Origin of the sequence: Undibacterium pigrum, assembly GCF_003201815.1 — a bacterium.
Taxonomy (GTDB): Bacteria; Pseudomonadota; Gammaproteobacteria; order Burkholderiales; family Burkholderiaceae_D; genus Undibacterium; species Undibacterium pigrum.
Map to the genome: position 1 here is coordinate 230,941 of NZ_QJKB01000001.1, position 17,260 is coordinate 248,200.

General features: G+C 50.0%; 14 protein-coding genes. 12 read left to right on the plus strand and 2 right to left on the minus strand.

What is annotated here, in order from left to right; translation table 11 throughout:
- The first annotated feature begins 14 nt into the window (after positions 1 to 14).
- Positions 15 to 2,618 carry an ATP-dependent chaperone ClpB gene (gene clpB, locus DFR42_RS01090; RefSeq protein ID WP_110253106.1) on the plus strand — a complete coding sequence of 868 codons (2,604 nt, stop codon included), beginning with the start codon at positions 15 to 17 and terminating at the stop codon, positions 2,616 to 2,618.
- Between the two features lie 98 nt (positions 2,619 to 2,716).
- Here the strand turns inward: clpB and DFR42_RS01095 are convergent, their stop codons facing one another.
- On the minus strand, positions 2,717 to 3,502 hold the full coding sequence (locus tag DFR42_RS01095; RefSeq protein ID WP_110254179.1) for an AraC family transcriptional regulator: 786 nt from the start codon (positions 3,500 to 3,502) through the stop codon (positions 2,717 to 2,719).
- A gap of 135 nt (positions 3,503 to 3,637) precedes the next feature.
- Between DFR42_RS01095 and DFR42_RS01100 the strand changes: the two genes are divergently transcribed.
- From DFR42_RS01100 to DFR42_RS01110, 3 genes are all read left to right on the plus strand, one after another.
- Positions 3,638 to 4,870, plus strand: coding sequence for an MFS transporter (locus DFR42_RS01100; protein ID WP_110253107.1), 1,233 nt, complete (start codon positions 3,638 to 3,640; stop codon positions 4,868 to 4,870).
- Between the two features lie 52 nt (positions 4,871 to 4,922).
- Positions 4,923 to 5,417, plus strand: coding sequence for a ribonuclease E activity regulator RraA (gene rraA, locus DFR42_RS01105; protein WP_110253108.1), 495 nt, complete (start codon positions 4,923 to 4,925; stop codon positions 5,415 to 5,417).
- Positions 5,418 to 5,542: 125 nt separating this feature from the next.
- Entirely contained in the window at positions 5,543 to 6,484 is a 942-nt protein-coding gene (locus DFR42_RS01110) for an N-acetylmuramoyl-L-alanine amidase-like domain-containing protein (RefSeq protein WP_110253109.1), read from the plus strand.
- A gap of 2 nt (positions 6,485 to 6,486) precedes the next feature.
- On the opposite strand, the gene DFR42_RS01115 is transcribed toward DFR42_RS01110, so the two are convergent.
- Positions 6,487 to 7,230, minus strand: coding sequence for a helix-turn-helix domain-containing protein (locus DFR42_RS01115; RefSeq protein WP_110253110.1), 744 nt, complete (start codon positions 7,228 to 7,230; stop codon positions 6,487 to 6,489).
- A gap of 129 nt (positions 7,231 to 7,359) precedes the next feature.
- Between DFR42_RS01115 and DFR42_RS01120 the strand changes: the two genes are divergently transcribed.
- The 8 genes from DFR42_RS01120 to ftsB all read left to right on the plus strand — a co-directional run bounded on the left by DFR42_RS01120 (position 7,360) and on the right by ftsB (position 17,253).
- Positions 7,360 to 8,178: a hypothetical protein gene (locus DFR42_RS01120; protein ID WP_110253111.1), complete on the plus strand. Its 819-nt coding sequence runs from the start codon at positions 7,360 to 7,362 to the stop codon at positions 8,176 to 8,178.
- Positions 8,179 to 8,226: 48 nt separating this feature from the next.
- Entirely contained in the window at positions 8,227 to 9,033 is an 807-nt protein-coding gene (locus tag DFR42_RS01125; protein WP_110253112.1) for a TatD family hydrolase, read from the plus strand.
- A gap of 3 nt (positions 9,034 to 9,036) precedes the next feature.
- Positions 9,037 to 11,478, plus strand: a complete 2,442-nt coding sequence (locus DFR42_RS01130) for a DNA internalization-related competence protein ComEC/Rec2 (RefSeq protein WP_110253113.1) — start codon at positions 9,037 to 9,039, stop codon at positions 11,476 to 11,478.
- 16 nt (positions 11,479 to 11,494) lie between these two features.
- A complete protein-coding gene (locus DFR42_RS01135; RefSeq protein ID WP_110253114.1) occupies positions 11,495 to 12,310 on the plus strand; it encodes an alpha/beta fold hydrolase in 816 nt (271 codons plus the stop codon).
- Between the two features lie 31 nt (positions 12,311 to 12,341).
- On the plus strand, positions 12,342 to 13,286 hold the full coding sequence (locus DFR42_RS01140; RefSeq protein WP_110253115.1) for a lipid A deacylase LpxR family protein: 945 nt from the start codon (positions 12,342 to 12,344) through the stop codon (positions 13,284 to 13,286).
- Positions 13,287 to 13,397: 111 nt separating this feature from the next.
- The gene (locus tag DFR42_RS01145; RefSeq protein ID WP_110253116.1) at positions 13,398 to 15,041 is read left to right on the plus strand and encodes a CTP synthase; all 1,644 of its coding nucleotides are present in this window, start codon (positions 13,398 to 13,400) and stop codon (positions 15,039 to 15,041) included.
- A 470-nt stretch (positions 15,042 to 15,511) separates the two neighbouring features.
- Entirely contained in the window at positions 15,512 to 16,795 is a 1,284-nt protein-coding gene (gene eno / locus DFR42_RS01150; RefSeq protein ID WP_110253117.1) for a phosphopyruvate hydratase, read from the plus strand.
- A gap of 131 nt (positions 16,796 to 16,926) precedes the next feature.
- Positions 16,927 to 17,253, plus strand: coding sequence for a cell division protein FtsB (gene ftsB, locus DFR42_RS01155; protein WP_110253118.1), 327 nt, complete (start codon positions 16,927 to 16,929; stop codon positions 17,251 to 17,253).
- Positions 17,254 to 17,260: the final 7 nt, after the last annotated feature.

Consider the following 17,260-nt stretch of genomic DNA (forward strand, 5'->3'; position numbering starts at 1 on the left):
TTCAGGAGAGAGTCATGCGGCTCGATAAATTAACTACCAAGCTACAAGAAGCGCTCGCCGATGCGCAAAGTCAGGCAGTCGGCAATGATAACCAATACATAGAACCTGTGCACGTCTTGTTGGCATTAATCAACCAGGACGACGGCAGCAGCCATTCCTTGCTGCAAAGGGCAGGGGTGAATGTGACTGCTCTCAGCAATGCCTTGAAAGCCGCTTTGGAGCGTTTGCCCAAGGTCAGCGGTACGGATGGGCAAGTCCAGGCCGGGCGTGAGCTCGTGGGGCTGCTGAATCTGGCTGACAAGGAATCACAAAAGCGCGGGGACCAGTTCCTCGCCAGTGAAATGATTTTGCTAGCCCTGACAGATGACAAGTCTGAGGCAGGCAAACTGGCACGCGAAAATGGCCTGACACGTAAAGCCCTCGAGGCAGCCATAGCCGCCGTGCGTGGCAGCAATAATGTCGATAGCCAGGATGCCGAAGGGCAACGCGAAGCATTGAAGAAATACACGCTGGACCTGACTGAGCGTGCCCGTCTGGGCAAGCTTGACCCTGTTATTGGTCGTGACGATGAAATCCGTCGCGCCATCCAGGTCTTGCAGCGTCGCAGCAAGAATAATCCTGTGCTCATAGGTGAGCCTGGTGTTGGTAAAACCGCCATTGTTGAGGGTTTGGCCCAGCGTATTGTCAATGGTGAAGTGCCAGACAGCCTGAAGTCCAAGCGCGTCTTATCGCTGGACATGGCGGCCTTGCTGGCTGGTGCAAAATACCGTGGTGAATTTGAAGAGCGCCTGAAAGCAGTGCTCAAGGAAATCGCCCTGGATGAGGGCCAGACCATCGTCTTTATCGATGAGCTGCACACCATGGTAGGCGCAGGCAAGGCAGAAGGTGCGATGGACGCTGGCAATATGCTGAAACCGGCACTGGCGCGTGGTGAATTGCATTGCGTAGGCGCAACCACGCTGGATGAATACCGCAAATACATAGAAAAAGATGCAGCACTGGAACGCCGTTTCCAGAAAATCATCGTTGATGAACCTAGCGTAGAAGCAACGATAGCGATCCTGCGTGGCTTGCAAGAGAAATACGAAGTCCATCATGGTGTAGATATTACCGACCCTGCGATTGTCGCAGCGGCAGAATTGTCACACCGCTATATTACTGACCGTTTCTTGCCAGACAAGGCAATCGATTTGATTGACGAAGCCGCGGCCAAGATCAAGATAGAGATAGATTCCAAGCCTGAAGTCATGGATAAGCTGGATCGTCGCTTGATACAGCTGAAGATAGAGAAGGAAGCGGTCAAGCGTGAAAAAGATGAGGGCTCCAAAAAACGCCTGGTCCTGATAGAAGAGGAGATAGGTAAGTTGTCGCTGGAATATGCTGACCTCGAAGAAGTCTGGAAAGCAGAAAAAGCGCTGGTGCAAGGCAGCACCCATATCAAGGAAGAAATAGAAAAAATTCGTCTGCAAATGGATGAGGCCAAGCGTCGTGGCGACTGGCAAACCATGTCTGAGTTGCAGTATGGTCAATTGCCTGAGCTGGAAGCGCAACTCAAGCATGCTGATACCCAGGCGGATAAAAACCAGCAAGATGGCAGCAAGATGAAGCTCTTGCGCACGCAGGTAGGTGCTGAAGAAATTGCTGAGATTGTCTCGCGTGCAACTGGCATACCCGTGTCACGCATGATGCAGGGCGAGCGTGAGAAACTATTGCATATGGAAGATGCCTTGCATCAGCGTGTCGTTGGTCAGCATGAGGCAATTACTGCGGTGTCAGACGCTATCCGCCGTTCACGTTCTGGTCTGGGTGACCCTGGCCGTCCTTATGGTTCTTTCCTGTTCCTTGGGCCAACTGGCGTAGGTAAAACCGAGTTGTGCAAGGCGCTGGCGAATTTCATGTTTGATACAGAAGAATCCCTGATCCGTATCGACATGAGTGAGTTCATGGAAAAACATTCGGTTGCACGTCTGATAGGCGCGCCACCTGGCTATGTGGGCTATGAAGAGGGCGGTTATCTGACTGAGGCAGTCAGACGTAAACCGTATAGCGTGATTTTGCTGGACGAAGTTGAAAAAGCGCATCATGATGTGTTTAACGTGCTGTTGCAGGTGCTGGATGATGGCCGCATGACGGATGGACAAGGCCGCACGGTGGACTTTAAAAATACCGTGATCGTCATGACATCCAACCTGGGCTCGCATCAGATACAGGCGATGGAAGGCAGTGATCCGGGAGTCATCAAGATGGCAGTCATGGGTGAAGTTAAAACTCATTTCCGTCCTGAATTCATTAATCGTATTGATGAAATCGTGGTCTTCCATGCGCTGGATGCGAAAAACATAGGTGCGATTGCGAAGATACAGCTCAAGACTCTGGAACAGCGTTTGCGCCAGATGGACATGGGTTTGCAGGTCAGTGAAGATGCGCTGCAAAAAATTGCAGAGGCTGGTTTCGATCCTGTCTATGGCGCAAGACCTTTGAAGCGTGCCATCCAGCAAGAGATAGAAAATGTCTTGTCCAAATTGATATTGCAAGGCAAATTTGGTCCCAAAGATATAATTGCGATTGATGCCAAAGACCATGAGCTGATATTTAGCAAGGCAGGTGAACTGGTTTGAAATTAGTGGGAACTTAGGAATAGATTACCGGTCTATTCCTTTGTAGGAAAGCAAGTTGGGGCAGCGTGCAAATGCTGCCCTTTTTTTATCAACAGAACTCATCTCTGTTTGAAAAAGCTCGAAGGCGATTCACCAAAAGTCTTTTTGAACATGGCAGAAAATGCTGACTGGCTGGCATAGCCAAGTTCAGACGCTACTTGCGACAAGGGCTTGCCGCTGGTGATCAACGGCGATGCCTTGGACAAGCGCATTTGCTGACGCCATGCAGTGAATGACATATCGAGTTCCTGCTCAAACAGGCGTGACAGGGTACGCGAAGATGCGCCTACCTGCACCGCATAATCTTCCATCGTCAGACCAGAGGCCGGGTCTGCCAGCAAAATTTCACATAGGTTTTTGAGCCGTTTATCCCTGGGCATGGGTAGGCGTATCGGCAGTGCTTTTGCTGCTTGCAATTCATCCATGATGACCGCAGCAATATGAAATTCACGCGGGCTGGCGACTTCTATCACTTCCATGCAAGCGATCAATTCCCTGAGCAGGGGCGAAACTTCAAGTACCAGGCAATCCGTACCGCGAAAAGGTGCAAAATCGGCATGAATGTTCAGCAGCCGCAGATGCGAGGGTTCTATGATGCGTACTTCATGCGCGACATTCGGCGGTATCCAGATGGCCCTTAAAGGTGGCACAAACCAGGTATTGTTATTTGCCAGTATTTGCATCATGCCCTGGGGCGTGTAAGTGAATTGCCCCCAGGAGTGGCTATGCATGCTGATGACTTCTTCGGTCGGTAAATTCCTGGCGGCCAGACGCACCGGGCGCTCAGGCGTAGGGCGCTTGTCCGGTGCCTGGGGGCGGGTATCGGTCAGAATGTCAATTGCCATGATAAATCCCAGTTTGGCGGAAATACGATAAAGTTTGTCCATCTATCTTAAATCAGACTGAGTAAATTTGCATACACTCTTAACTGATAGCTTGCTTTACAGTGCAAGCGCGTTTGGAAACAGGAGAAGACTTCAATGACGACAGCAGCAACAAACCAGGCAGCGCCGGATAATATGAAAAAGGATGTGATGGTGATCAGCCTGGTTGGCCTGGCCCACGGTATTTCCCATTTCTTCCATATGATACTGGCGCCTTTATTCCCCTGGATTAAGGACGTGTTTAGCCTGTCCTTCGCGGAACTGGGTTTGCTGATGACCGTGTTCTTTGTGATTTCGGGCATAGGCCAGGCAATGTCCGGCTTTATCGTCGACAAGGTCGGTGCCAGGGCAGTATTATTTTTTGGGATTAGCTGCCTCGGCGTCTCGGCTCTGGTGTTGTCGATGTCGCAAAATTACGGCATGCTCTTGATGGGTTCCATGCTGGCTGGTGTAGGCAATAGCGTATTTCATCCATCTGATTACACCTTGCTCAACAAGAAAGTATCCAGCCAGCGTCTGGGGTATGCATTTTCTGTGCATGGCATCACGGGCAACCTGGGTTGGGCGGCGGCGCCTGTGTTTCTGGTGACCATCGCTGGCTTGACAACTTGGCGTACCGCTTTGTTTTGTGCGGCTTTCCTGCCTTTTACCGTGTTGGCCATATTGTTTTTTTACAGGGAATTGCTACACACCGAGGTAGTGCAACATCAAAGTGCGGCACATGCATCCAAAGCGGCAGAGGGGGCTATGGATTTCATGCGCATACCTGCAGTGTGGATGTGTTTTGGCTTTTTCTTCATGACTGCCATGGCATTGGGCGGCATACAAAGCTTCTCATCTGCCAGTTTGCGTCAGATGTATGACATGTCGCTGGGGTCAGCCACTACAGCTTACACTTTGTACATGCTGGCTTCGGCGGCTGGTATGTTGTGGGGAGGTTTCCTGGCCGCCAAGACTACCCATCACGACAGAACCATTACACTGGCCTTCAGCTTTGCCGGGGTCTTCTCCCTGATACTGGCCAGCGGTACGGTAAATGCGGCTGTGGCTGTTCTGCTCATGGGGGCCATCGGTTTTGGTTCAGGTATTGCCGGTCCTTCGCGTGACTTGATGATACGCGCTGCTGCACCCAAAAATGCGACTGGTCGTGTATATGGCATCGTGTATTCTGGTCTGGATTCTGGTTTGGCAGTAGCACCGCTGATCTTTGGTGCCATCATGGATGCACACCATCCGTCCTGGGTATTTATCTGTGTAGGTTTCTTCCAGGTGCTGGCAATCTTGACGGCCGTCAATGTTGGTAGCAAAACCAGGGCACTGGCAGTTTGAATATTGTGGTTTAGCTGGTTAGAATGAGGTTCCATACTAACGAGGATAAATCATGAGCTTTGCCACCTGTGATATTTGTGATGCTAACGAAGACAAGATCGCTACGCATGAACTGGCGGTCATTCCGCCTATCTTCATGCGCTATGGCACCGTTATCAAATTCAGCGGTCAGGCTGTGACGCTCAAAGTCTTTGAAGACAATGTACTGGTCAGGGACACGCTAGAAAAACCGGGCAATGGCCATGTTCTGGTCATAGACGGTGGCGGTAGCTTCCGTTGTGCTCTGATGGGCGGTAACCTGGCTGCGCTGGCTGAAAAAAATGGCTGGGCAGGCATTGTTGTCCATGGTTGCATCCGCGATGTGGACGAAATCAATGCTTGCAATATTGGCGTGCGCGCCATGGCACCCATGCCTTTGCGTGCCGCCAAGCATGGAGGTGGCATGCGGGATGCCCGTATCAATGTGGCGGGTGTCGCCATCAAGCCGGGCGACTGGATTTATGCCGATGCAGATGGTGTACTGGTAGCGAGGCAGGCACTGGTGTAAACAGGCAGGGACTGATGCACATAAAACGCATACAGCAAATCAAGCTGTATGCGTTTTTGTTTTTCAGGGTTGAAAATTGCAGGCTATGGTATAAAGCCTGACCTTATCTTTCATTTTGTTTTCTTATGTTGCTTCGTGCTCTTGCTTTCAGCCTTGCTTCTGCCTTTTTGATCGCTGCTCCTGTTCAAGCCCAGGATAAGCTGGTGACGACACCGGCTAAACTGGTTGCTGAACCTTTCCAGAATAAGAAAATCTTCCAGATGACACCGCAAGAGGTGGATCAGTATCTGGCATATTTGTACGTCAACGTACCTGACTTGCGCCAGCGTATTGCCCTTATTGCCAGAAAAAATATAGGTCAGCCCTATAAGCTCAATTTGCTGGGGGAATTCCCTTTCGAGTTGCATGACAGCCTTCCCATGTATAGCCTGACGCATAGTGATTGCCTGGTGTTTGCCGAGCATACCTATGCCATGGCCTTGAGCCGTTCATGGGAAGAGTTTTTCTGGACCCTGCAACGCATACGTTACAAGGATGGTTTGATCGGTGTGGCGACACGCAATCATTACACCGAAGTGGACTGGAATCCCAATAATGCCTGGTTGCTCAAGGATGTCAGTGCCGGTTTTGGTGCAGATAAGGTGGCAAGCTATGACATCGTCGTCGACAGAGCAAAATTCTTGCGCGAGCAACATCACAAGGAAACCGCTATCCCGGTACAAAACAGCCGTGAAGCTTATGTCAAAGCCGATAAAGTAAGTGCCATACTGGATCAGTTGCGTGATGGTGATTTTGTGAACGTGGTATCAGACAAGGATGGATATCAATCCATCACGCACGTAGGTCTGGTCGTGGTTGATGCCAACGGCAAACGCAATTTCCTGAACTCTGGTGAACCACAGGTCAAGGAAGAGAGCTTTGATGCTTTCATTAGCCGTACCAATGAAAGAACCAGGACCAGCAAACTGGCCAAGCCACGTCGCTTGCTGGGTTTTAAATTCTTGCGTCTGCGTGATGATATCGCCATCCCGGGTGCAGTCAGCCTGCCCAGACCAGGTGTTAAATGAAACTAGGTTTTACGTAAGGCAGTAAAACTGGCTGGCTCCCATTCGCGCATGGCCAGTAAAACTGCCGTTCCCCGCCTTTTCTTGAGAGGGCTGCTCAGGCTTTCTGTATGCAGTTCAGCGAGTTTTTGCCGTAGCTGGCGTATTTCAGACTGGAATTTTTCGGCCGCTGCTTCCGTCAACATACCGTGTATGAAATGCTGTGATTCAAATTCGTGACTGAAGGGCGCATTCAAAAAATCTGCCATGCCGGTATGATGGAAGTACTGGCGTATGGGACCCTGTGGCAACCAGTCAAAATCCCTGGCGATATTCAGCCGTATGCGATTATTTGGCATCAGGCTGATCAGGTTTAATTTATCCAGACGCAAGAGTTTGCTCAGGCATTCTGCCTTGCTAAATTGATAGACCTGCAGAATTTCTTCAAACTTCCAGTGATTCAGGGCGCAAACGGCAACCAGCAACAGTTTCGTGTCCGACACCAATTCCTTTTCCTGCGCTGTGCTCAAACTGTGTATGCGGGTATGGCTGGCATTTGCTTCCTGAGTGATTTCCATGAGACTGTAACCCAGCAGGTTGCTGATCTGCGCCAGTCTTTCTATGCTCATATTGGCACCATTACCGGCACTCAGCAGACGCTTGATACTGGCTTCGGACAAATCCAGGGCAGTGGCCACATCCCTGTAAGTTTTGCCTTGCAGCTTCAGTTGCTGTTTGATGCTGTTGAGTAATTGCCGGATTTCAGTCATGGTTTTGCGTGCACAAGGTTGCGGGATTTAATACTTCCACTATTGTATAGTGCTACTTTACCAGTATTGGTTACATTATTTGCAGCCTGTATTCACAATTGCCTGACTGTTAAAACATAGGTGAAAATAATGAAAACTGGTTCGCGTTTGCCGCTTTTGCAAGCCATGCTACCCTGGTTGATTTCTGTGCTGGCTGCTCTGGCATTATTGCTGCACGGGCCAATAGCCCAACTGGCACATTATCATGACTTTGCCGATCAATCTGACTGCTCAGGCATACCTCACGCCATTGATGTGCTGACCAATATTGCTTTTGCGATTGTCGCCATGGCAGGCGGCTGGTTTTTACTCGAAAAACATCGCCGGGACGACACTGGCATTGCATTTCCCGCTTATTGTACATTTGCCCTTAGCCTTGCCGCTACCGCTGTGGGTTCCAGTTACTATCATCTGGCACCTGATGATGCACGCTTGTTCTGGGACAGATTGCCTATCGCTTTCGCCTGTTGCAGCTTGCTGGCAGCAGTCAGGGCAGAGGGACTGCCAGGCATGGATGCCCGCACAGCTTTCATGGAACTGGTGTTGCTATTGATTGCTGCCCTGATGTCCGTGATCTGGTGGAAACAGACTGGGGACCTGCGTCCATATTTATTGATACAGGGTTTAACTCTGGTACTGGTTCCGCTCTGGCAGTGGATATGCAAAGCAGGGCGTGCCGACCGTTTGGCATTTGGCGCTGCCATGCTCTTATATGTGGTAGCAAAAATCACTGAAATGCTGGATGCCCAGATATTGCAGCAACTTCAGGTCATGAGTGGTCACAGCCTCAAACATTTACTGGCAGCCCTGGCTGCAGGCCTGATTGTCTGGTGCTGGCGCTCTCATCAAGAAGCTAAAGTAATCGTCCCAGTGCAAAAGATTGTGGTCCAAAGGCAAACTGCTTCATAATCAGGCTATTAATCAATTAGCCTGGGTTTGAAGCTATGTGTGGATATTATGTGGGTAGATAGCCACTGTCATCTGGATGCAAGTGAGTTTGGCGGTACATCGCTGGTAGTTGCCGAAGCCGCTGCACAAGCAGGCGTGACTGCCATCGTTGTGCCTGCCGTACACAAAAGTAATTTTGATACTGTCATTCATTTAGGTGAGCAGCGGAAAGATTGTTTTTATGCCCTGGGCATACATCCCATGTATGTACCGACTTCAAAAGAAGATGACTTGCTGCTCTTGCGCGAAAAAGTAAGTGCCTTGATGGCTGGCGCAGATACGCAAAAAAAACTGGTAGCCATAGGCGAAATTGGCCTCGATTATTTTGTACCTGCCTTGACACAGAGTCCTTTGAAGGAAAAGCAGGAATACTTCTATACAGAACAACTGAAGCTGGCCAGGGATTTTGATTTGCCTGTGCTGCTCCATGTAAGACGTTCGCAAGATATCATCCTCAAGCATTTGCGACGAATAAAAGTCAGAGGCGGGATTGCCCATGCTTTTAACGGTAGCGTGCAACAGGCACAGACTTTCATCGATATGGGATTTAAACTGGGCTTTGGTGGCGCGATGACTTTCACGCGCGCCTTGCAGATACGCAGACTGGCAACGGACTTGCCCTTGTCCAGCATCGTGCTGGAAACTGATGCGCCAGATATTCCGCCGAGCTGGTTGCCAGAAGGCGCCAACACGCCAGCCCAGTTACCCAGGATAGGTAAGTTATTGGCAGAGCTGCGTCATCTGAGTCTGGCCGAAGTGGCTGCAGCAACCACAGCCAATGCCATGAGCGTCATGCCACGCATGCAAAGGGCCTGATCTGTGCGTGCGGTGATGCTGGGTTTTGTCATCGGCGCCGCCATTTTGCAGCAACAGGCGGAATTACTTGCTCTCAATACCTTATTGCTGATAGCAGCATTGTCGCTGCTTCTCACCCTCTTATTATTCAAGTTTAAATGCCAACCCTGGCTGCATCTGCCTGCACGTCTTGTGCTTGCTGCCACGTTAGGGTTTGTCTGGGCCAGTGGCTATGCACATTTCTATCTGCAGGAAGAGCTACCCAAAAAATGGGAAAATCAGGATATTGTTTTAACTGGCACCATTGATAACCTGCCTTTCCAGTTTGAGCAGGGGCAAAGATTCAATCTTGCGGTTGAGCAGGTGCATGCTGATGATGCTGGTGACTTGAAACCACTCTCGCAATGGCCATCCCGGGTTGCCTTGACCTGGTACGGTGCTGATCGCGGTAGCGATATGCGGCAAGTGACGGCTGTGCTGCCCGGTGAACGCTGGCAATTTCGCGTACGCCTCAAACGTCCACACGGCAATGCCAATGAATTTGGCTTTGACTATGAAGCATGGCTGCTGGAGCAGGGTATCCGCGCAACTGGCAGTGTGCGTCCGGATAAATATGGGCAAGATGCTAAGCAATATAATCGCAAGCTGGCAGATTTTGTCTGGACTCCAGGTACTCTCATTGAGTATGGTCGACATCGTTTACGCGCACGCATACACGCAGCCTTGCCTTTCGCCCCTTACGCCGGTGTGCTGGTCGCACTGGTGGTCGGCGATCAGCGTGAAATCTCGATGGCTGACTGGACAGTATTTAACCGGGTGGGCATAGGTCATCTGATCAGTATTTCAGGCCTGCATATCACCATGGTTGCGGGCTTGTTTGCTGGCCTGGTATTTTATTTCTGGCGACATTCCTTTTTCCTGAACCTGGCATTACCTCTACGCTTGCCTGCACAAAAGGCATCCGCTTTGGCTGGAGCATTAATGGCATTGGCCTATGTCGCCCTTGCGGGTTTTGGTTTGCCCGCCCAAAGAACACTGATCATGCTGAGCGTGGTTGCGGTAGCTGTGTGGACTGGTCGTATCAGCAGCTTTACTGCAGTCCTGAGTCTTGCGCTGGGCCTGGTTGTGGTATTTGATCCCTGGGCCGTCTTGTCCCCCGGCTTCTGGCTATCTTTTTCTGCTGTCGCCATCATTGTATTTGCTACAGCTGGAGAAGAGCGCACGAAACCAATGGGCAGTCATACTCAAGGCGTGGTTAATACTTTGCGTTCAGCATCCTTGATGCAATATGCATTGACGCTGGGCATGATTCCACTGACCATGTTTTTGTTTGGGCAAATGTCGCTTATCAGTCCACTGGCAAATGCGGTTGCTATCCCTCTGGTCAGCCTGGTAGTCACGCCGCTGACACTGGTAGGTAGTGTCATGCCAGCGCCCTTGTCAGGCTGGTTACTGCAAATTGCTCATGTACTGGTCGACTTTCTGGCGCGTTTCCTGACTTACTTTAGCACCTTACCCTTTGCCGTGTGGACTGCACCCATCCCTACATTCTGGTTATTTGCCTTGGCCATGCTGGGGGTCTTATGGCTATTGGCACCCAAAGCATGGCCTTTGCGTGGCCTCGGTCTTATCTGCTGTTTGCCCTTGTTGTTACAGACGGCAAAAAAACCACCAGAAGGTGAATTGCATGTCACTGCGCTGGATGTAGGTCAGGGCATGGCCCTGTTGCTGGAAACCGCACATCATAGACTGCTGTACGATAGTGGTCAGGGTTTTGGGCTGGAAGCAGATAGTGGCAACAGGGTGATTTTGCCGTATCTGCATGCGCGCGGTATTAATGAACTGGATGTCATGATGATTTCGCATAATGACAGTGATCATTCTGGCGGAGCCTTAAGTATACTTAAACATTTGCCTGTTGAGTTGCTAAGCAGTTCCCTGAACCTGGACAGTCCCATTGTTCAGGCTGCAAAGCAGCACAAGCGTTGCGTAGTAGGGCAGACATGGGACTGGGATGGCGTGCATTTTGAAGTGCTGCAACCAGTCGCCGCCAGTTATGAAAGCACGAAATGGAAGCCAAATGCCCGCAGTTGCGTACTAAAAGTATCGACCAAGCTGCACTCCATCTTGCTGGCGGGTGATATAGAGGCGATACAGGAAGATGAACTGGTCAACATGATCCCGCAAAAACTCAGGGCTGATATCCTGCTGGCCCCGCATCATGGGAGTGGCACATCATCGACTGCACCTTTCCTGAAGATAGTGCAGCCAGAGCTGGCAATTTTTCAGGTCGGTTACCTGAATCGCTACCATCATCCCAAGCCAGAAGTCTTCCAGCGCTATGCTGATTTTGGAATAAAACGTCTAAGAACAGATGAATCGGGTGCAATCAGCATACAATTTGGCGCATCATTGAAAACTTCACAATTCAGACAGGAAAACGCGCGTTACTGGTTTGGCCGGTAATGCTATACCCTAAGTTATGAACGAGACCACCGTAAAACCCATCATCCATTTTGTCCATGGTAATAGCTTCCCGTCCGGGACTTATCGTATGTTTCTCGATCATTTGCGTTCTGACTATGAAGTCCATGCGACCGACATGGTGGGGCATGACCCGGCATATCCAGTGACAGATGGCTGGCGCAACCTGGTGCAGGAATTGATTGACACCTTACAGACGAACTATCAGCAGCCCGTGATTTTGCTGGGACATTCACTGGGCGGCATTTTGTCGCTGATGGCAGCAAGAGCCAGGCCAGATCTGGTGCGTGGGGTGGTGGTGCTTGATTCCCCCGTGGTGTCAGGCTGGCGGGCCATGTTGTTGCGTATATTTAAATCCCTGGGACTGGACAAGAAGTTTTCACCTGCACGCTTTTCAGAAAGGCGTCGGCATCTCTGGAAAAGTGAAGAAGAAGCCTATCAGCACTTTGCCTCTAAAGAAATGTTCGCCATCTGGCCACCAGAAGTCTTGCGTGACTATATGAAGGCAGGGCTTAAACCACATCCTGAGGGCGTCACCCTGCGCTTTACCCGCGAAGTGGAAACGGCAATTTACCGTACTTTGCCACATGGTCTGGGTCGTTTGAATAAACGCCCACCCAATGTGCCAGTCGGTTTTGTTGGCGGGACAGAGTCTATAGAATGCAGGCAAGCTGGCCCTCATGCGACAAAGAAATTAATGGGTGATAATTATGTCCTTATTCCTGGCGGCCACCTGATCCCCATGGAAGTGCCCGGCCATACAGCCACTGCCGTGCTGAGCATGCTGGAACGCATGAAGCTGAGCGCCAGGTAAATTTCATACAAACCTTATCGCGACAAAATACATGAATCAAATCAAGCCTTTATTGAAATTTTCCACCTCACTGGCAGCAGTGCTCGTCACCGCCAGCGTCTTTGCCCAGGAGTCCTTGCCATCCTGGGACGAATTTACCCAGGTACGCCAGACTGGCAAGACTACTTTGCTAGTGGATATTGATAATGACAGTCTCTTGTTCAAGAAGGATGACGGGTTTTATACCAGCGGCAACAGAATAGGGCAGAGCTTTACCAAAGGGGATGCCACGCAGGCGCTGACTTATGGCTGGCGACTGGGTCAGGAATTGTATACGGCTTCTGATATCAAGCTGACGCCAAACCAGATTTCCAAAATTGACCACCCATACGCTGGCTGGCTGTTTGCAGGCCTCTACCGCGAAAAGAATGAAGCCAATGGCAAAAGCCAGCGCCTTGCGCTGGACATAGGATGCATGGGTCCATGCGCCGGTGGTGAATGGACGCAGACGCATCTGCACAGATTGCTGAAGCAACCCCTGCCACAAGGCTGGAGTACACAACTGCGTAATGAATGGGGTGCAGTCTTATCAGGTGAATATTCGCCAGGCCGTGTCGTAGCTATGTCCAATGTCGATATTGCACCACGCCTGAAGGGCCGTTTCGGCAATATCTTTACTGATGCCAGTGCTGAGTTGACGCTGCGTGCGGGCAGTCTGAATGCCTTGCCTGAACAGCCAGCCAGTTATGGCTTCCTGCGTACAGAACTCAAGGCTGTTGCCTACAATGCAAGCATACAGGGCGGCTATTTTAATAATCAGGCTACAGCAGTCAAGCCCAAAAGCCTGGTTGGTGAGTTTGAAATTGGCTATTTCTGGCGTGGTGAAAACTACGGCGCATCAGCATCCTTCATCCGTCGCAGCAATGAAATCAAGGAATTGAGCAACGGTCAGGGCGCACAGAATTTTGCAAGATTGCAAATTATTTATGCAATGTAAACCAGCCAGTTCCTGAAATTTCCCAGGATTTGCAGGCGGGAATTTTCGCACATCACGGCTTAGTGATGTATAATTCGAATTTCCCGCTTGTGCCGTTCGGCACCTTCTGCAATGACTAAGTTTGTATTCGTTACGGGGGGCGTAGTCTCCTCTTTAGGCAAAGGCATTGCCGCTGCCTCTCTCGCTGCGATCCTTGAATCGCGCGGTCTCAAAGTCACTATGCTCAAACTTGATCCCTACATCAATGTGGATCCAGGTACCATGAGCCCATTCCAGCATGGCGAAGTTTTCGTGACCGATGACGGCGCTGAAACTGATCTGGATCTGGGTCACTATGAGCGTTTCATCACGGCCAAAATGAAAAAGGTGAATAATTTCACCACTGGCCAGATCTATGAATCCGTTATCCGCAAAGAACGCCGTGGCGAATACCTGGGCAAGACTGTGCAAGTTATCCCGCATATCACCAATGAAATCCAGGAGTTCATCCATCGTGGCGCAGCTGGTGCTGACGTTGCCCTGGTTGAAATTGGCGGTACGGTCGGTGATATTGAATCCCTGCCTTTCCTCGAAGCTGCCCGTCAACTGAGCTTGCGTGCTGGCCGTAATGCGGCTGCTTTCGTGCATTTGACCCTGGTGCCGTATGTTGCCGCTGCCGGTGAATTGAAAACCAAGCCTACTCAGCACAGTGTGCAAAAATTGCGTGAAATTGGTATTTTCCCGGACGCATTGCTGTGTCGTGCTGACCGTCCTATCCCTGATGATGAACGCGCCAAGATTTCCCTGTTCGCCAATGTGGCTGAAGAAGCAGTGATCTCTGTATGGGATGCCGATACCATCTATAAGATTCCACAGATGTTGCACGACCAGGGCCTGGATAAAATCGTTTGCGATAAACTGGGCTTGTCACCAAAACCAGCTGATCTGGCGATGTGGGACAAATTGATCTATGCACTGGAAAATCCGAAAGAAGAAGTTACTATCGGTATGGTCGGTAAATATGTAGACCTGACAGAGTCGTATAAATCTTTGACAGAAGCATTGCGTCATGCAGGTATCCACACTGAGAGTCGTGTGAATATTGAGTACGTTGATTCTGAAGAAATCGAAGCGCACGGTACCAAGTCCCTGGAAAAATACGATGCCATCCTGGTGCCAGGTGGTTTCGGCAAGCGCGGCGTAGAAGGCAAGATTCTGGCTGCCCGTTATGCACGTGAAAACAAGATACCTTATCTGGGCATTTGCCTGGGTATGCAAGTTGCTCTGATTGAATATGCACGTAACAAGGCAGGTCTGTCCATGGCAAACTCGACAGAGTTTGATGCTGAGACAGAACAGCCAGTGGTTGCCCTGATCAATGAATGGCAAAACCATGACGGTAAAGTTGAGACGCGGGATGAAAATTCTGACCTGGGCGGCACCATGCGTCTGGGTGCGCAAACTTGCGCAGTTCGCTCTGGTACTCTGGCGTCAGAGATTTATGGCAATGTCGTGACTGAGCGTCATCGTCATCGCTATGAAGCCAATAACCATTATCTGGGCCGTGTTGAGGCAGCAGGTTTGATCGTTTCTGCCCGTACACCAACAGAAGATTTGTGCGAAATCATGGAATTGTCACGTGATGTGCATCCTTGGTATCTGGGTGTGCAGTACCACCCTGAATTCAAATCGACACCGCGTGATGGTCACCCCTTGTTTATCTCTTTCGCCAGGGCGGCGATAGACCATAAAAAGGCGCAGGGTAACAAGGCATGAGATGTAAGGGATTTGGTGCAGGCCTCCAGCCTGGCAGTTTGAAGACTGGTTTGTCTGTTATCTGTGAATCCTGATTAAAAAGGCGAGCCACTTTTGCGGCTCGCCTTTTTTGCAAGACGGTATGTAGTTGCCTTAGAGAATGTTGTTGACATGCCCCCCGGTGACTGTACCGACAGGGGATAAGCTAGGCTTTTTGAGCCTGCGTTTGCATGATTTGATCTGTGGTGAAGGTTTTTTTGCTTATCAGCGTAAAAAGCCGCAAGAATAAAGTTTTGTCCGGCTCGAAGTGTCGCCGTAATGGGGTATTATCTGCACCATCATTTTGGCTGTATCAAAGTCATTACAGCAGCCAGCTTTATTTATCTGCTGGCATATCCAGCCAGCAGATGTTTTGCAAATCAGATTCGCATTATTTGTTAGATATTTTGTTAGATATTTTGTTCGATATTTTGATTGTTTAGGAGAATTGAATGAGTGCCATCGTTGATATTATCGGTCGTGAAGTTCTGGATTCGCGCGGTAACCCAACTGTTGAATGTGATGTCTTGCTGGAATCCGGTGTCATGGGCCGTGCTGCTGTGCCTTCTGGTGCATCCACTGGTTCCCGCGAAGCAATAGAACTGCGTGATGGCGACAAATCCCGCTATCTGGGCAAGGGCGTCCTGAAAGCCTGCGAACACATCAATACCGAAATCGCAGAAGCCATCATGGGCCTGGATGCGAATGAACAGGCATTCCTGGATCGTACCCTGATCGATCTGGACGGCACTGAAAACAAGAGTCGCCTGGGTGCTAATGCCATGCTGGCTGTGTCCATGGCTGTCGCCAAAGCTGCTGCTGAAGAAGCTGGCCTGCCGTTGTATCGTTATTTCGGTGGTTCAGGCGCAATGCAATTGCCTGTGCCTATGATGAACGTCATCAACGGTGGTGCACATGCTGACAATAATCTGGATATTCAAGAATTCATGATTATCCCGGTTGGCGCGCCAACTTTCCGCGAAGCAGTTCGCTACGGTGCAGAAGTATTCCATGCACTGAAAAAAATCCTGCATGACAAAGGTCTGACGACAGCAGTTGGTGATGAAGGTGGTTTTGCTCCTTCCGTCGATAATCACGAATCTGCCATCAAACTGATCATTCAGGCGATAGAAGCTGCTGGCTACGAGCCAGGTACGCAAATCGCTCTGGGCCTGGATTGCGCTGCCAGCGAATTCTACAAAGACGGCAAATACCACCTCGAAGGTGAAGGCCTGACTTTGTCTTCCGCTGACTTCACTAATCTGCTGGCAACGTGGGTAGACAAATATCCTATCATCTCCATCGAAGATGGCATGGCTGAAGGCGACTGGGATGGCTGGGCTATCCTGACTGAAAAACTGGGCAAGAAAGTCCAGATCGTTGGCGATGACTTGTTCGTCACCAATACCAGGATCCTGAAAGAAGGCATACAAAAAGGTATCGCCAATTCCATCCTGATCAAGATCAACCAGATCGGTACGCTGACTGAAACTTTTGCTGCGATTGAAATGGCAAAACGTGCTGGTTATACAGCCGTTATTTCTCATCGTTCTGGTGAAACAGAAGACAGTACCATTGCTGATATCGCCGTTGGTACCAATGCCCTGCAAATCAAGACTGGCTCTTTGTCCCGTTCTGACCGTATGGCAAAATACAACCAATTGCTGCGTATTGAAGAAGATTTGGGCGAAATTGCCAGCTATCCTGGTCGCGATGCCTTCTATAATCTGAAGTAATCTGCTATCGTATTAGTGAAAAGGGGAACGGTGTTCCCCTTTTTCTTGTTGGGTTCCTCCGGGAATATCTTTGTATTAATTTTTCTGTATTTTCAGTTTTTTTTTTGCCTCAATTTTTGTATCAATAACTCGTGCGTTTGATAGCCCTTTCCTTTGTTGCCTTGCTGATGTTGATCCAATACCCGCTGTGGTTGGGTAAGGGTGGTTGGCTGCGCGTGTGGGAGCTGGACAGGCAAGTCGCCCAGGTGAAAAACAATAATGAAAAACTCAAAGAGCGCAACGGCAAGCTCGAATCTGAAGTCCAGGATTTAAAAATTGGTACCGATGCTGTTGAGGAGCGCGCCCGCTTCGAATTAGGCATGATCAAGAAAAACGAAATCTTCGTACAAATTCTGGATGCAAATTCTCCAGCGTCCACTTCAGACGCACGTACTCCACCGAGCCAAGTCAAGCCTTAGTTAATAA

What these genes read in the sequence shown, in the direction of transcription:
- clpB (WP_110253106.1), top strand. Translation starts at nt 15, where the DNA reads ATGCGGCTCGATAAATTAACTACCAAGCTACAAGAAGCGCTCGCCGAT.
- DFR42_RS01095 (WP_110254179.1), bottom strand. Translation starts at nt 3,502, where the DNA reads ATGGCAATTGACATTCTGACCGATACCCGCCCCCAGGCACCGGACAAG.
- DFR42_RS01100 (WP_110253107.1), top strand. Translation starts at nt 3,638, where the DNA reads ATGACGACAGCAGCAACAAACCAGGCAGCGCCGGATAATATGAAAAAG.
- rraA (WP_110253108.1), top strand. Translation starts at nt 4,923, where the DNA reads ATGAGCTTTGCCACCTGTGATATTTGTGATGCTAACGAAGACAAGATC.
- DFR42_RS01110 (WP_110253109.1), top strand. Translation starts at nt 5,543, where the DNA reads ATGTTGCTTCGTGCTCTTGCTTTCAGCCTTGCTTCTGCCTTTTTGATC.
- DFR42_RS01115 (WP_110253110.1), bottom strand. Translation starts at nt 7,230, where the DNA reads ATGACTGAAATCCGGCAATTACTCAACAGCATCAAACAGCAACTGAAG.
- DFR42_RS01120 (WP_110253111.1), top strand. Translation starts at nt 7,360, where the DNA reads ATGAAAACTGGTTCGCGTTTGCCGCTTTTGCAAGCCATGCTACCCTGG.
- DFR42_RS01125 (WP_110253112.1), top strand. Translation starts at nt 8,227, where the DNA reads ATGTGGGTAGATAGCCACTGTCATCTGGATGCAAGTGAGTTTGGCGGT.
- DFR42_RS01135 (WP_110253114.1), top strand. Translation starts at nt 11,495, where the DNA reads ATGAACGAGACCACCGTAAAACCCATCATCCATTTTGTCCATGGTAAT.
- DFR42_RS01140 (WP_110253115.1), top strand. Translation starts at nt 12,342, where the DNA reads ATGAATCAAATCAAGCCTTTATTGAAATTTTCCACCTCACTGGCAGCA.
- DFR42_RS01145 (WP_110253116.1), top strand. Translation starts at nt 13,398, where the DNA reads ATGACTAAGTTTGTATTCGTTACGGGGGGCGTAGTCTCCTCTTTAGGC.
- eno (WP_110253117.1), top strand. Translation starts at nt 15,512, where the DNA reads ATGAGTGCCATCGTTGATATTATCGGTCGTGAAGTTCTGGATTCGCGC.